The sequence below is a fragment of the Pseudomonas sp. SCT genome, from assembly GCF_003864275.1.
In the GTDB taxonomy this organism is placed as follows: domain Bacteria; phylum Pseudomonadota; class Gammaproteobacteria; order Pseudomonadales; family Pseudomonadaceae; genus Stutzerimonas; species Stutzerimonas stutzeri_AE.
Genome location: NZ_BDJA01000003.1, coordinates 187,030 through 200,256 on the forward strand (window position 1 = coordinate 187,030; position 13,227 = coordinate 200,256).

20 protein-coding genes and 2 pseudogenes are annotated in these 13,227 nt (G+C 63.8%); 6 read left to right on the forward strand and 16 right to left on the reverse strand.

The genetic code is table 11. The annotated features are described in order from the left end of the window. Positions 1-39: 39 nt before the first annotated feature. The 5 genes from BHD08_RS09360 to BHD08_RS09380 form a co-directional block, all read right to left on the reverse strand. Entirely contained in the window at positions 40-408 is a 369-nt protein-coding gene (locus tag BHD08_RS09360; protein ID WP_125021752.1) for a hypothetical protein, read from the reverse strand. Beyond that, positions 405-722 (reverse strand): ogr/Delta-like zinc finger family protein, encoded by a 318-nt coding sequence (locus BHD08_RS09365; RefSeq protein WP_125021754.1) that lies wholly within the window; start codon positions 720-722, stop codon positions 405-407. The genes BHD08_RS09360 and BHD08_RS09365 overlap by 4 nt, the downstream gene beginning before the upstream one ends. 128 nt (positions 723-850) lie before the next feature. Then, complete coding sequence (locus BHD08_RS09370; protein WP_125021756.1) at positions 851-1,393, reverse strand: antA/AntB antirepressor family protein; 543 nt, start codon at positions 1,391-1,393, stop codon at positions 851-853. Next, a complete protein-coding gene (locus BHD08_RS09375; RefSeq protein WP_177412659.1) occupies positions 1,390-1,872 on the reverse strand; it encodes a YmfL family putative regulatory protein in 483 nt (160 codons plus the stop codon). Before BHD08_RS09375 ends, BHD08_RS09370 begins: the two co-directional genes overlap by 4 nt. Before the next feature lie 36 nt (positions 1,873-1,908). Continuing rightward, positions 1,909-2,145 (reverse strand): hypothetical protein, encoded by a 237-nt coding sequence (locus tag BHD08_RS09380; RefSeq protein WP_003294388.1) that lies wholly within the window; start codon positions 2,143-2,145, stop codon positions 1,909-1,911. Positions 2,146-2,219: 74 nt separating this feature from the next. Between BHD08_RS09380 and BHD08_RS23485 the strand changes: the two are divergent. The 5 genes and pseudogenes from BHD08_RS23485 to BHD08_RS09400 form a co-directional block, all read left to right on the forward strand. After that, positions 2,220-2,438 (forward strand): annotated as a pseudogene (locus BHD08_RS23485) (helix-turn-helix transcriptional regulator); the annotation flags it as partial. A gap of 81 nt (positions 2,439-2,519) precedes the next feature. Further along, positions 2,520-2,663 carry a hypothetical protein gene (locus BHD08_RS23195; protein ID WP_256678643.1) on the forward strand — a complete coding sequence of 48 codons (144 nt, stop codon included), beginning with the start codon at positions 2,520-2,522 and terminating at the stop codon, positions 2,661-2,663. A gap of 79 nt (positions 2,664-2,742) precedes the next feature. Beyond that, complete coding sequence (locus BHD08_RS09390; RefSeq protein WP_031323579.1) at positions 2,743-3,255, forward strand: hypothetical protein; 513 nt, start codon at positions 2,743-2,745, stop codon at positions 3,253-3,255. Positions 3,256-3,273: 18 nt separating this feature from the next. After that, a complete protein-coding gene (locus BHD08_RS09395; protein ID WP_125021760.1) occupies positions 3,274-3,693 on the forward strand; it encodes a WYL domain-containing protein in 420 nt (139 codons plus the stop codon). Between the two features lie 60 nt (positions 3,694-3,753). Further along, positions 3,754-3,987, forward strand: coding sequence for a helix-turn-helix domain-containing protein (locus BHD08_RS09400; protein ID WP_003294380.1), 234 nt, complete (start codon positions 3,754-3,756; stop codon positions 3,985-3,987). 6 nt (positions 3,988-3,993) lie between these two features. On the opposite strand, the gene BHD08_RS09405 is transcribed toward BHD08_RS09400, so the two are convergent. Then, positions 3,994-4,236 (reverse strand): hypothetical protein, encoded by a 243-nt coding sequence (locus BHD08_RS09405; RefSeq protein ID WP_125021762.1) that lies wholly within the window; start codon positions 4,234-4,236, stop codon positions 3,994-3,996. Here BHD08_RS09405 and BHD08_RS09410 point away from each other — a divergent pair. Continuing rightward, positions 4,235-4,660, forward strand: a complete 426-nt coding sequence (locus tag BHD08_RS09410; RefSeq protein WP_125021764.1) for a hypothetical protein — start codon at positions 4,235-4,237, stop codon at positions 4,658-4,660. The two genes, BHD08_RS09405 and BHD08_RS09410, sit on opposite strands and share 2 nt — an antisense overlap. A gap of 94 nt (positions 4,661-4,754) precedes the next feature. On the opposite strand, the gene BHD08_RS23200 is transcribed toward BHD08_RS09410, so the two are convergent. The 10 genes and pseudogenes from BHD08_RS23200 to BHD08_RS23205 form a co-directional block, all read right to left on the reverse strand. Then, positions 4,755-4,883 carry a hypothetical protein gene (locus tag BHD08_RS23200; protein WP_256678644.1) on the reverse strand — a complete coding sequence of 43 codons (129 nt, stop codon included), beginning with the start codon at positions 4,881-4,883 and terminating at the stop codon, positions 4,755-4,757. Continuing rightward, positions 4,853-6,115: a phage late control D family protein gene (locus BHD08_RS09415; RefSeq protein WP_177412660.1), complete on the reverse strand. Its 1,263-nt coding sequence runs from the start codon at positions 6,113-6,115 to the stop codon at positions 4,853-4,855. Before BHD08_RS09415 ends, BHD08_RS23200 begins: the two co-directional genes overlap by 31 nt. After that, the gene (locus BHD08_RS09420; RefSeq protein WP_125021766.1) at positions 6,112-6,555 is read right to left on the reverse strand and encodes a phage tail protein; all 444 of its coding nucleotides are present in this window, start codon (positions 6,553-6,555) and stop codon (positions 6,112-6,114) included. Before BHD08_RS09420 ends, BHD08_RS09415 begins: the two co-directional genes overlap by 4 nt. Positions 6,556-6,574: 19 nt before the next feature. Beyond that, on the reverse strand, positions 6,575-9,154 hold the full coding sequence (locus tag BHD08_RS09425) for a phage tail tape measure protein (RefSeq protein WP_125021768.1): 2,580 nt from the start codon (positions 9,152-9,154) through the stop codon (positions 6,575-6,577). Further along, positions 9,144-9,266, reverse strand: a complete 123-nt coding sequence (locus tag BHD08_RS09430) for a GpE family phage tail protein (protein WP_155550519.1) — start codon at positions 9,264-9,266, stop codon at positions 9,144-9,146. Before BHD08_RS09430 ends, BHD08_RS09425 begins: the two co-directional genes overlap by 11 nt. A gap of 8 nt (positions 9,267-9,274) precedes the next feature. Continuing rightward, positions 9,275-9,574, reverse strand: a complete 300-nt coding sequence (locus tag BHD08_RS09435; protein ID WP_125021770.1) for a phage tail assembly protein — start codon at positions 9,572-9,574, stop codon at positions 9,275-9,277. Positions 9,575-9,658: 84 nt separating this feature from the next. Next, positions 9,659-10,174 carry a phage major tail tube protein gene (locus tag BHD08_RS09440; protein WP_125021772.1) on the reverse strand — a complete coding sequence of 172 codons (516 nt, stop codon included), beginning with the start codon at positions 10,172-10,174 and terminating at the stop codon, positions 9,659-9,661. Between the two features lie 47 nt (positions 10,175-10,221). Then, positions 10,222-11,412, reverse strand: a complete 1,191-nt coding sequence (locus BHD08_RS09445; protein WP_125021774.1) for a phage tail sheath protein — start codon at positions 11,410-11,412, stop codon at positions 10,222-10,224. A gap of 152 nt (positions 11,413-11,564) precedes the next feature. Further along, entirely contained in the window at positions 11,565-12,146 is a 582-nt protein-coding gene (locus BHD08_RS09450; RefSeq protein WP_256678645.1) for a hypothetical protein, read from the reverse strand. Positions 12,147-12,759: 613 nt separating this feature from the next. Further along, positions 12,760-13,227: pseudogene (locus BHD08_RS23205) on the reverse strand (phage tail protein); the annotation flags it as partial.

The following is a 13,227-nucleotide window of genomic DNA, read 5'->3' on the forward strand; positions in this document are numbered from 1 at the left end:
GCAAAGGCGGGCATGGGCTTGGGTCAATTCAGGGGGTGATCAGTGAGTGGCTGCTGCAGCCAGGGCCGCGGGCGGCTGCAAGCGCGCCGGCAAGTGGCGCAGGGGGATTAATACCGCCTCACCCGAAAAAAAATTGATAAGGGCAACGCGGGTCACATCCGTGGTGCCGTAATCAATGCCGATCACCGGGCGCTTGAGGCATTCCAGCTCGCCCATGGCGAGGTGCACCAGGCGGTCAGCCATGAACGCAGGAACCTCCAGCGAGTTGACCAAGTAGCCGACGGCACGCTCGAACAGATGGCCGTCATCAGTCAGGTGCTCGCCCTGGTGGCGCTGCAGAAAGGTCAGCGCCGCGCGCTGCATGCTTGCCCGGTATTCCTGGGCGTCGTTGATGGTCGAGACGTTCATGCGGTTGCTACCTCCGGTTCCATTTGGTCGAGCATGTCGAGCTGATCGGTTTTCGGTTTGCTGTCGCGCAGGGCCTGCATGCGTGCGACTGACGGGGCGACCGGCAGCCGCACCCGCGGCCTGTCTAACCCGGACGGGCTGAGTTCGTGGTCCCAGGTCAGTGACCCAGCGTAGGTCGCGCCGCAAGCCATGTTCAGGCACTGCGCGTACATCGTCTTGAACGTCGGCGTCTGCGCCTCGCTGTTGCGGATGCGCATGCGCTGGCCACAGGCCGGGCATAGGCATTTGTATCCGCCGTTGTTGGCTACGCTCACTGGTTCCCCTCCCCTGTTGCCGTAAAGCCGGCCCGGCCAATGCCGGTAAAGATCGACGCCGAGGCGCCTACTACTGTTTGCCAGACTCCAGCCCACCGTCGGTGGGCATGGAGCTGTATTGCGTGTGCTTACAGTTTTCCGTCGAACAGGTCCGCTGCCGGCTGAACGCTACGGCCCACACAGTCCATTGCCGGGGCCGGAATGGCGAGCTGATGGCAGTGCTGGGTGAGCTGCGCATACAGCGTGGCGCGGATGGCTGGCACCGTTTCCGCCTTGAGCTGGGCGATCAGCTTCGGGATCTGCCGGTGCATGGCCAGCTGGTGGTTCATGCTGAGGTAAGAAGCCCCTCGGCTTTCCCGCGCTTGGCGCTCCATGGCGATGAAGTAGCGGCGCACCTGGCGGCCCTGGTCGTTGTTCTCGACCATGGCCAATTCCTTCGCCATATCGAGTGTGAGGTGGTACTCCAGGCCTGGTCGGCCACCGGTACTTTTCGCCAAAACGGGCGAAAAGTCCTCGCCTTCAACGAAGCCGTACTGCTCGATTCGGCCCTTGATCCAGTTGCTGAAATCGCGCCCGACCTGCATGAATTGATGAAGGTCGCGCGCATCGCACAGCTGCTGCGTTCGGCCTTCGATCTCGCCCTGTAACACCGGGATGAGGTTGGTAGTCACTGTTGCTCTCCTTGTTGCCGCTTGGTGTGAAGCAGAAGCACCGCCTGTACTTCCTCATGGCGCGCCGCGATGTGCTTGCGGTGCGCCGCCAGGATGGCCTCTACCTCCAGTGCATCGATCACGCCGTCTGCAAGCGCGTCGGCGATGAACTGGTCCACGGCGCCACGTTTGGTTGTGGTCACTAGGGCGCGGGCATACAGGTCGATGTTGTCGAGTTCGTCCGGGTTGGCGAGCGGTACGAACACGCCGCCGTACAGCGCAGCGATGTAATCAGGCAGATGGGTGGTGCACGCCTCTTGTTCGAGCTGATGAATCTGTTCATCGCTCAGCGGGCGGCTACCGGCGTTCTCGTAAACGTGGTTGTCCAGCTTCTTCGGCGGGAGGCCCAAGCGGGCCGCAGCACATTCGCGGCCACCGGGGTATGCAGCTAGCGTGGCGGTCATCACTTGGCGGCGGCTGGCTAGAACTTCGCGCTTCATCTTCTAGTTTTCCCTGTGGCTTAAGCCGGTTACGGTTTAACTGGCTTTGGCAAAGGGATGTGCGAGCAGGCCGGGGATCAGCTCCACGCCGATCTGCTGCGACAGGTCGCGCATGATGGAGAACGCAATCCGGCCATTCGGCATGGTCTGGGAACCTGCCCAGCGGGCCACGGTCTGGGTGACGGTGCGCGGGTCATACCCTTTGGTGAGGGCGAACTGGCGGAATGTGAGGCCCTGCTCGATGAGGCGAGCGTGGATTTGGCGCTTGTTCATGGTTCGGCGGTCCCCGGTTGGCTAATATGTTCCCGTTGTGAGCAATCGTAGTTTCCCACAAATGGTAAGTCAACGTGGAATTTCCAAAATTGGGAAATAAATCAGCGGCCGCCGTACTCGACCGATTGCAGGTCGTTTTTGGGGTTAAGAACGACAATCAGCTGGGTGAGAGGTTGGATGTAAACCGCTCAACTCTCGGAAACTGGCGGTCTCGGAACTCCGTTCCTTACACATATTGTGTAGACATAGCGGTTAGCCGAGGCATCTCTCTCGACTGGCTACTGACTGGCGAGGGTGAAATGCGGCGAAATGACGCGCCGCACCCTCAGCACGAAGATCGAGGCGGCTACGGCATGCCACCGCCTGAGCGCGCCATGCTTGAGCTGTACCGTGAGTTGGACGAAGACGGCCAAAGGGCTGTCGAGGCCGTTGCGCGCGATAAGAAGCGGCTTCGCGATATCGAAATGCAACTACAGGAGTTGGCGGCTGTCCTTCAACGCCTTAATCTTGCGCCCTGAAGTGTTCCAACATGGAACACTCAGCGCCTAGCAAATTGCTGCCTTGGCGCTATTCCCCCTCAACGTCAAGGACCGACCAGTGGCGCTTACTTCCTGCAAATCCTGCAAACAGCAAGTCGATACCTCCGCGAAAACCTGCCCACATTGCGGCATTGCCAACCCTGGCATAACGGCCAAGCAACAGTTCATGGGGCTGATCATTCTCGCGGTGATCGTAGTGTTTGCGTTCTCCATGTGCTCAAGCGACAGCGACGAGCCGAGCGCCCAGGCTGAGGCCAAAGTCGACGACGCCACTTGCATGAAAGATTTGCAGTGTTGGGGCGACCGTCAGTCCATCGCAGGCGGCATGCGCTGCAAGCCGTTCGTAGAGAAGCTGGCGAAATACTCCTTCAAGTGGACCGACGGCACTTTCGAAACCAAGTTCAGCCACTTCCGCTGGCTCAACCAGCAGCAGGGCACCCTGACCCTGATCGGCGACAAGATCGAGCTACAAAACGGCTTCGGCGCCTTCCAGCCGCACGTGTATGAGTGCGACTACAACCCGGTGACCGAGCAGATATTGGATGTCAGGGCGCGCCCTGGGCGGCTGTAATAGGCAGGAGCGCAGCACATGGATTACTTCGCCGCACTGATGGTAGTTGCCGCAGGTGTTGCATTATTCGTGCGCCTTGTTCGCAAAGCAAAGCGCGACGAGCAAGCCCAGCGGGACATGATTAGCCAATATACGAACCCTAGTACCGCCTCCCCCTCACCTATCCGCCGCACGCCGGACAGAACAGCCAAGCCGAGCCGCGCGATGCGCACTGGCTGGAGCCTTGGCACCGTTTCCTTCACCTATCAGGACTCGAACGGCGATGTCACCAGCCGCACCATAACCGTGCACTCGGTGACGCCTACCTACCTCAAGGGTGAGTGCCATGACCGCAATGCGGAGCGGACTTTCCGCATTGACCGAATGATCGGAGAGGTGGTCGACCTGGAGAGCGGCGAGCTTATCCGGCCGCGCAGCCTGGCGCGCCACTTCGCCTGAACAGCAGCGTTGCCTGGCGGTCTACGCCTGCGCTTCCGCCAATGACAAAAGGATTGTCCGATGCTTACCGACGAAACCCTCGACCACGCCTTCGGCGCCCGCCTGACCGAAGAACGCGAACGCCTCGGCTTGGCCATCCACGAACTGGCCCACCTCGCCGGCATCACCGACTACAAGCAGAAGCGCTTCGAGAATGGATCTTCTGTGATTCCGATCGACTATCTGCAGGCGCTGGCGGCGCGTACCGAGGCAGATGTGCTGTACGTCATCACGGGCCTGAAGGGCGGCGATTGACCTAAATCAGCGCTTGCTGAGAAGCAGCTCTTTCATCAGTGCATGCTCGATTTGCTGAGTGGTGGGCAGGTGGTTCGCCAACGCTTGCGCCACCACCTCCACGGGCAAGGAAGCCAGGTGGCCGGCCCAGTAGCGAGCGGCTTCGGCGCGAGAGACTGCACCACTCAGCTGCATATCAATGCCTTTGCGCACGATATCCATCTGGCTCTGTTTTTCTTCCCTTTGCTTGCGTAGTTCTGGAGTGATCATGGCGGTTTCCAATATCGAGCGGTTTGATGAGTTGACGGGCCAGGTGCTGGCCGCGCTTTACGCGGACTTCCCCATGCCTATCCGGTTAAGCCCGGACAAGTTCGTTGCTGAGTGGTGGGTGACGAATGAGCATATAGGCGCGCCTGTAGCCAGCCGCGATACAAAGTTCTTCACCGCAACGGTGTCGTGGCTGGCTGAAGCTGGCTATCTGCGCTACGAAGCGCTTGACCCAACGCAGCTGCATGGTTTCGCCAACACTGTCCTCACCGCCAAAGGGCTGGAGCTGTTGAAAGCAATACCCGACAGCCTGGGCGGTTCGTTCGGCGAGCGCCTGGGCGAAGTGGCTGCGACGGAAGGCCGGGAGGGACTGCGTGCGCTGGTATCGCAGGTGTTGAGCGCCGGTGTGAACTTGATGGTGAACTAGCCCAGGTTGGTCGTGCTTGTGGATTACCGCTGATCGGCTGTTTGCAGCCACTTTTCGTTTCATCGTTACCTCCCGTCTTTGCGCTTGCACGCCTTCACATGCACATCGGTGCCTCGCCCTGCTCGCCCCACTCCTCGTCGATCAGCTCCCAGGCCGAGCGCTGCGGCTCTGCCGGCGCAGGCTGTGGCTCGCTTACGCGTTCGCTTGCTGGATCCGCTTCCATTCCCGCTCCACTGCGCGCTGGGCGCTGCTCTTTCCTGCGTACAGGTGCAGCAGCCGCTTGGGGCTGGTCTGGTCACCTTCGGTGAGTTTCTTCTGCTCGCCAGCCTTCTCGTCCCGGTACCAGGCCAGCACGCCGGTGTAGTTGCCGGCCTCCGCCAGGTCGGCGACGTCGTCGGCGTCCGGCAGCTTGGATTCCAGCTCCAGGGCGGTGGTGTAGCTATCCGGCGTGAAGCTGTGGCGCACGTTGGCGCCGAGCCAGACCACGGCGTCGATATCGGCCTTCACACCGATCAGGCTGTAGGTGAGTTCGGGGATCAGCTCCGGGCGGCCCTTTGCCAGGGTGTAGCTGAGCGTGGCCGTACCACGCTGCAGGCGGGACCACTCGGCGCGGGCGGCGCGCAGGGCGGCTTCCTGGTCGGTGTAGGTGTGGCGCAGGTCCTTGAGGTTATCGCCACCGCCGGCGATGGCCTCCTTCTTCTCGGCGCTGTTGAGCTCGTAGTAGTAGGCGCGCACGCCGCTGTAGCTGTCGCGGTCCGCCTGCAGATAGCGGTGGCCGTCACCATCGGCCCGGGTGAGCGTGATGTGCGGCAGCGCAGCGCCGCTGGCGGTGATGCTCTTCCCGGCCGGCATGAACAAGAGGCGCCCGGCCTTGATGCTTGATATCGCATCGAACTGCTGGCCGAGGCGGCTGAGCAGGTTGGCGTCGGATTCGTTGGCCTGATCAATCTGGACCAGCTCGATGGTTTCCAGCGCCGCACTGATCACCGGGCTCAACCCGTAGGCAGCGGCCACGGTCTGGACGATGGTGCCGAGCGTCTGCCCGCTCCAGCTGCGTTCCTTTTTGGATTTGAGCCCCTCGCGCAGGTCTGCACTGCGGGCGCGGATGGTGAGCATGTCCGGCGCGCCGCTGTGCTCGACCTCGTCCACGGTGTAGCTGCCCTTGTCCACCAGGCCGGTGTCATGCCAGCCGAGCCAGAGGCGCACCACGGCGCCGCGTGGCGGGATGGCCAGCAGGCCGTCGTGGTCGCTGAGGCTGATGCTGAGCTGGTCGGCCTCCATGCCGCGGTTGTCGGTGAGCTCGATGCTGATCAGCCGCTGCTCGATGGCGCTGGTGATGTCCTGCCCGTTGACCATCACGCGGCAGATCGGCTGCGGGTAGGCGGTGGCGTCGCGGTACTTGTCCGCGGCCTGGCCGAGCAGGCTTTTGCCCTGGGCGATGATGGTGTCGATCACAACAGCAGTCTCCGCAGGATGTTGCCGCCGGCGCTGATGGCGCTGCCGAGCAGATCCACCCGGCCGTCATCGATGCGTTTGAGCGTGAGGGTGAACTCGATGCGCCGCGCCTGGCCGTCGCGGAAGAACAGCGTGCGGGTTTCGCTCAAGGATTCGATGATCCAGGTGCCGTAGATTTTCCCGGTGCCTTCGACCAGCGGCCAGGCCTTGCCGGTGTCGGCCATGGTGCGCAGCGTGTCTAGGCTGAGCTGGGTGCCGGCCAGCGCGGGCAGCAGCACGCCCGGCAGGGTGATGCTGTCATCACCGCGGCCAAGGTACTGGCGCGCCGGGTTGGTGCCGATGCGCGAGGTGCTGCCGTGCCGCCATTCCGTCTGGCGCTGGAATTCCTGGTAGGCCAGGGTCTCCAGGCTGAAGACGAACATGCCAAGGGCCATCATCATGGTCCGTTACTCCTGGTTATCAGTCCTGGTCGAATAGGGATGAGCGCGCACGGGCGCCCTTCTCGCGCTCGCGCTTGTCCAGCTCGGCGGCTACGGCGCGTGCGATGGCGTTGGCGTCCTGCCCGGGGGCTGCGTTGATGGTGATTTTGATGCTGGCGGGGCCGCTCTGCGCAGCAGCTGGCGAAGCCGCACGGGCGGCCAGCGGTGGGCGTGTATCGAACGCGACCGGCTCTGCTGCCGCGGGCATGGCACCGACCGCGGCGCTTAGGCCGATCGCACCTGCTGCCGTCAGCCGTTTTGCCGTGTCGCCCAGCTGCGACAGCGGGCCACGTTCACCGGCCTGCAGGCCCTGCGCGAGGCCGGCCATGGTGAAGCCGCCCAGCTCGGCGAATACGCGCGACGGCGAGTGGATGCCGAGCTTGTCCTTGAACCAGCCGATGCTGCTGTCCGCCGCGCCGACCACTGCACCCTTGACCGCACCGGCCGCGTTCTTGATGCCGTTCGCCAGCCCCTGCATGAGCATGCCGCCGAAGTCGGTGAACTTGGCGGGCAGATCCACACCCAGATAGCCGAGCACACCGGCGAACGCGCGGTAGAACAGGCCCAGGGGGCTGAAGTTGACGATGGTGGCGGCAATGCCACTGAGCCCGCCGCTGAACCCGGTTTTGATCTCTGCCCAGAGGCCGAGGAAGTACGGGGCGACCTTGTCCCAGTTGCGGTAGATCAGATAGGTGCCGCCGGCGATGGCGGTGATGGCCAGGCCGATGGGGTTCATCGCTAACGCACGGCCAATGAACAGGATGCCCTTGCCCACCAGCGGCAGCGCCGTTTTGCCCAGGTTGAACAGCGTGCCGGCCAGCCCAGCGCCCTTGATGCCGAACAGCATCATGCCGTAGCGCAGCATGGCGAACGGGCCGAGGATGCTGGCAATCGCCAACGTCAGTCCGCCCATGCCAGCCATGAGGATGCCCACGCCGGCGGCGGTCTTGACGATGTTGGCGGCCAGCTTGGGATTCTCGGCGATCCAGCCCTTCACACCACCGATGATGCCGGTGAGCGTTTGGGTGATCTCGCGCATGGGGCCGTTTTGCTGCTCCTGCAGCTGGATGCCCAGATCCTCCCAAGCGCTGCCCATGGCGGACAGATCGCCGCGCAGGTTATCGGCCATAACCTTCGATACACGGCTTGCACTGCCTTCCGCGTTCTGTAGCTGTGCGATGAAGGCCTGCAGCTCCCCGCTCCCCGCCTGATCGACCAAGTGCGACATGCCCTTGACCGCTTCCTCGCCGGCAATCGCCTTTAGGAAGCCGCCGCGATCTGCCGTGCCGAGGTTCTTGGTCTTCTCGTAGATCTCTTTGAGGATATCGGGCATTGGCCGCAAGTTGCCTGCGGCATCTGCAGTCTTCACACCGAGCTCGTCCAGTGCTTTGGACGCTGCTTTGGGCGGTGCGGCCAGCCTGTTCATGATGGACGAAAGAGCGGTACCGCCCATGCTGCCCTGGATACCCGCATCGCCCAGCTTTCCAGCCATGGCAGAGACGGTTTCGAGGTCTACGGCGTAGGTTTTGGCAATTGGCGCGGCGTATTTCATCGTCTCGCCGAGCATTTGCAGGTTGGTATTCGAGTTGCTGAACGTGGCTGTCAGCACATCGCCCATGCGGCCCATTTCAGTGGCCTGCATGCCCAGTCCGCTGAGGATGTTCGACGCAATATCCGCGGTGGCCGCAAGATCGGTGTCGCCCGCCTTGGCCAAATCGAGCATGCCCGGCATCGCCGCGATGATCGCTTGTTGTTTGAAGCCGGCCATGGCCAGGAAACCCTGGGCATCGGCGGCCTGCCCGGCAGTGAACTGGGTGCTGGCGCCTAGATCTCGTGCCTGCTTCCTCAGCGCGCCGAGCTCTTCACTACCAGCGTCGAGCTTTGTCAGCGCCTGCACTTTGCTCATGCTGGTGTCGAACTCCAGCCCAGGCGCCATGACCTTCGCGCCGGCATAGAGAATGCCGCTGCCGGTCGCCAGCCCCCCCGCCCCCGTCGCGGCCATACTGCCGGCCAGTTGCTGGGTGCGCTCGTACTGCGCCTTGGCCTGGCCAAGGCGCTTCTGCTGGGTGGTGAGCTGTTTGAGGCGCTGTTCCTGCTGCGCGAGCGTTTTGTTGGTGCTCTCGACACGTTGGCGCAGCTCGCGCTCATGCTGGCCGAGGTTGCGGGTGCTGATGCCCGCCTCGCCCAGTTTGCCGCGCAGGCCCTGCAGCTCGCGCTGTTGCTCGTTGTGTTTCTGCTTGAGGGCGTGGCCCTGGCGGACCGCGCTCTGGAATTCACGCGTCAGCGCCTTGGTGGGCGTGGCGGTGCTGGCCAGCTCGCGGGACAGCGCCTTGACGCGCTCTCGGTTGGCCTGCAGGGCGCCGCCGGTTTGGTCGGCGGCGCCCTTGAGGTTGCGGAATGAACTGACGTCCTTCTGCAGGGCCTGCAGGCCCTTGAGCTCGCCACGGGTGTCCTTGAGGGCGCGCCCCAGGCTGGTCGCGCCGCTGGCAATGGTGCGCAGCGGGCGCGTGGAGTTGTCCAGTGCCTGTAGGTTGACCTTGAGGTTCAGATCACGCGCCATGCGTGCGCTCCCATCGTTCGATGGCGCGCTCGCGCCAGTCCATCAGTTCATGCAGGGGCATGGCGTTCATCTGCTCCGGCCCCCAGTGGAACACCAGGGCGATGTCCGCCATCACGTCGTCTACGCGGCGGGGGATTCCGCCGTGCTGCCCGTCTTCTGCAAAAAACCCGCTACGGTATCCGCGCACATGAGCAGATCGGCGATGTCCAGGGCGGCGGCTTCCTGCTCAGTCAGAGTCGGCTGGCTGATGCGCGGCACCAGGCGGATGGTGGCGTTGACGTCGCCGTTGAGCAGGTCGGTCAGCTTGAGGCCGCGCAGCTCACCGGCAGCCGGCTTGCGCAGCGTGATTTCGGTGATGGTGGTCTTTTCGCCGCGCTGGATCGGCTGCTCGAGGACGATGGGCTCGCTGGTCTTGCTCATGGGTGTGCTCCTTGGGGTTGGGGTTGCCGCAGCGCTTGGCGACTGCGGCGGGTTGCGAAACGGTGGGTGCTGGCCGTGCATGGCTTACAGGCCGATGGCCTTGCGGTGCTCGGCGAGCATGTCAACGCCGCCTATCGTGTAAACGAAGTTCAGGTTGTCGATCTCGATCTCGACATTGCCGTCCACGCTGAGCTTGTAATAGGTGCAGGCGGTGGTGATGGAGTGCTCGGTGTCTTCGCCGGACTCGGCGTCGCCGAAATCGATCTCCTCGTGCCGGCCGCGTACCACGATCTCAACGGCGGATACCGCGCCGGTGTCGTCCTGCTGCACGGAACCTGCCCAGCGGAGCATCACGCCGTCCGCCTTCACCGCGCCGAACTGGCGCAGCACGGTCAGGTCCCAGCCGCCGAGGGTCCATTCAATCTGGATGCCATCGTCGCCGTGGCCCAGGTCGACCTTCACCGGGCCGTCCATGCCAGCGCCGCGCCATGCTTCCAGCTTGCGGCTGAGGGTCGGCAGGGTGACGGATTTGCACTGACCAACGTAGCTGCCGCCGTCGTTGAACAGGTTCATGTGTTTCAGCTTTTTGGGCAGGGCCATGGCTGGGCTCTCCTACGGCGCGGCCGGGGCCGCGCGGGTCAATGGGGTCAGGCGGTGATGCCGGCGGCGAAGTCGACCAGGTAACGGTCGGTGATGCGCTGGCGCAGCAGCAGGTTTTCCAGCGGCGGTACGGGGGTGTAGTCGTAGTCCAGGAACAGCTTGCCGGCCTTGAGGGTGTCCTTGTCGTTGGCCGCCTCATCGAACCAGCACTGCCCGTCGATGATGTAGCCGCCGCGCTTGAGCTCGCGGAACTTGGCGTTGATGCCCTCGACGATGTCGCGCACCAGGGAGGCGTGCATGGGCTTGTCCACAGCCCAGAAATGTCCCTCTGCCATGGTGTCTGCCAGCACCTGGGCGGTGCGGGTGTAGTTCTCGAAGGCGAACAGCGGGTCGGCGCTGCAGGTGCGCGAGCCCCAGAAGCGGAAGCCGTCGCGGCGGATCAGGGTGGTGACCTCGTCGGCGTTGAGCAGGCCGGCGTCGGTGGCTGGGTTCTGCAGGTCGAAGTAGATGTCCTTGGACAGGCCCGATACGCCGTTGACCGGCACGTTGGAGAGGGTCTTGTGCCAGCCGACCTGCTCGTCCAGCTTGGCGCGCAGGCCCAGGGCGCGAGCGATGGCGCTGGCCGGTGCGTTGGCGTTCGCCACGGTGTCCCAGGAGACGAAGTCCGGCCAGATGAGCATCAGCTCACGCGCACCGAAACCGGCGCGGTAGGCAATGGCATCGCTGACGGTCTCGCAGCCGTAAGCGTTGGCGTAGGCGAAGCCGCGCAGCTTCTCGGCGATGGAGATCAGTTCGGTGGTCACCGGCAGCGAATCCAGCCCGGGCACGCCGAGAATGCGCGGCTTGACGCCGAGCTGGGCCTCAGCGGCCAGCAGGGCCTTCATGCCCTGGTATTCGCCGGTGGCACTCACGCCGCCGATGATCTTGCTGACCTGGTCCGCTTCCTTGGCGGCATCGTCGACGCCTTCACCATCGGCCACACGCACCACGACGGTAACGGGCGACGCCTGGTCGGCGATGGCATCCAAGCTGCGAGCGAGGGTGCCCAGCTCACCGGCCGAACCGGAGGCGGTGAGCACGTCGGTGAGCAGCACGGGCTTGTTGAGCGGGAACTTGACCGCATCGGCATCGGACGCGGTGCAAACCATGCCCACCACGGCGGTGGAAACGGTGCGAATGGGGCGGGTGCCCTCGTTGATTTCGAGGACGCGGACGCCGTGATGGTATTCGGTGGCCATGGGGTAGAGGCTCCTGGGCGAGTGCCGGATCAGTGAGCCTTGAGGGTGACGCGCGCGCGCAAGAGGCGCACGCGGCGGGCTGTGTAGCGGCGGGGGCTACAGCACGAACAAGAAAAAGCCCCGGCTTGCGGGGCTGTTCTTCCAACAATGAATCACGCCGCGGCGTTGCCGACGCCTGCCACTGCCGCCTCGATCGCGGCGATGGTCTGCTCGGCCAGCTGCTGCGCCTGCTCGACCTCGCCAGCGGCCATCAGCGTGCGGATCTGCTCCTTGGCGGCCAGGCGGGTTTCGCGGATGACGTACAGCGCCTCGGTGTACGCCGCGGCCTCGGCCAGGATGCTGTCCGCAGCCTGTTGCGCGGTGCGCCCGTTGATGGCCCAGGCGGCGACAGTGCGAGGCACCGCATCGGCTGGGTAACCGGCGTCGGCGAAGGCCTGCGCCTCGATGCGGGCGCGGTCGTATTCGACGGCGCGAAGCGGATCGCCGGCGACGCGAGCACGTGCGGTATCGGCGGCGGTATCGATACGGGTGCAGACTTCCTCCACAGTCGGCACGTGGGCCGGTGGGTCGATAAGGATGGGCAACCCGGCCTGGACGACAACACGCTGCCCCCTGGCCAGCCCGCCCAATAGCTCACCATGCCGTTGACGGGTTATCTCGATCGCGTCAGCGGGTAGCGCTTCACCATGAATCGCCGGGTCATAAAACGCGCCAGCTTTCTCTGAATAGAACATGCGATCTCTCCTATCGGCCTACCGCAATGAAGAAGAACTCCGACGCCGCGAGGGTCGACAGAGCGCGCAACGTATATGTGAACCCTCCGAGTTTCGGGTCGTTGTAGCCCATAGCCCCGTTAGCACCGACTGACTTGTATGTAAGAGCCAGGCCACGCATGGCGTTGGGGAAGGCCACAGGGAGCGTAACCGCACCCGATGTCGTTTCGCCGCTGGCCAGCGACGGAGTGGCCTGAAGCCCCCACTGGATGATGAAGCCGAGGAGCCACGACGGAAACGCGATGTAGCCGTTAACGCCAATGTTGCCCGCGAAACCCATGCGCAATTTCTTCGGTGTCACCGCCACGTCATCGAGCACACCTGCATCGACTTCGGCCTGCGTTCCTATACGCAGCACGCCGCGCAGCGTTTCGCTCGCTACTGCTACGACCGAGCGAATCGCCTGCAGCACACGAAGCGGTGTCATCGCCGTACTGTTGTCTTCGCCTCCCTCCGCCTGCGTTTGGCTGGAGAAGCGCTTGGTTATGGCTTGCCAGACCCGCAGTGCCGTCATGATTTTCGAGTTGTCAGTGCCAGTTTCGGCATCGGCCTGAGCCGCGCGAACCGTGAGGTCATCGACGTATTTTCGCGTCGCCAGCACCACGCTCGGGTCGATCTTCAGCTGGATGTTCTGGGTGCTGCTCACCAGGATGTTGAGGCGCACCACCTGGGTGCGGCCACTGCCCTGGGCAAGCTCGGGCTTGAAGGTCGGCGGGCAGTTTGAGACTGCGACCAGGTCGCCCGCTTCGTCATACAGGCCGATCTCGCGGATCCACCAGCCGCCAATGTCCTCGGGGATGACCTGCTCGGCGATGATGATGGCGCTGTTGTTCGGGTCGATGCTGAGCTGGTTGAGCGGTGCGCGGCGCCGCTCATTGATCAGCGCCGTCTGGGTGCGGCTGGGCATCGGCTCGACGCCATTGGCATCACCCACGCCGAGTTGGGTGATGTTCAAGTTGACGCCCAGGGCGGTGGCGTTGGCCAGCTTGGCCTCGCCGACTGCGGTGAGCATGGCCATGTATTGCGAGTTCTGGTCTGCCAT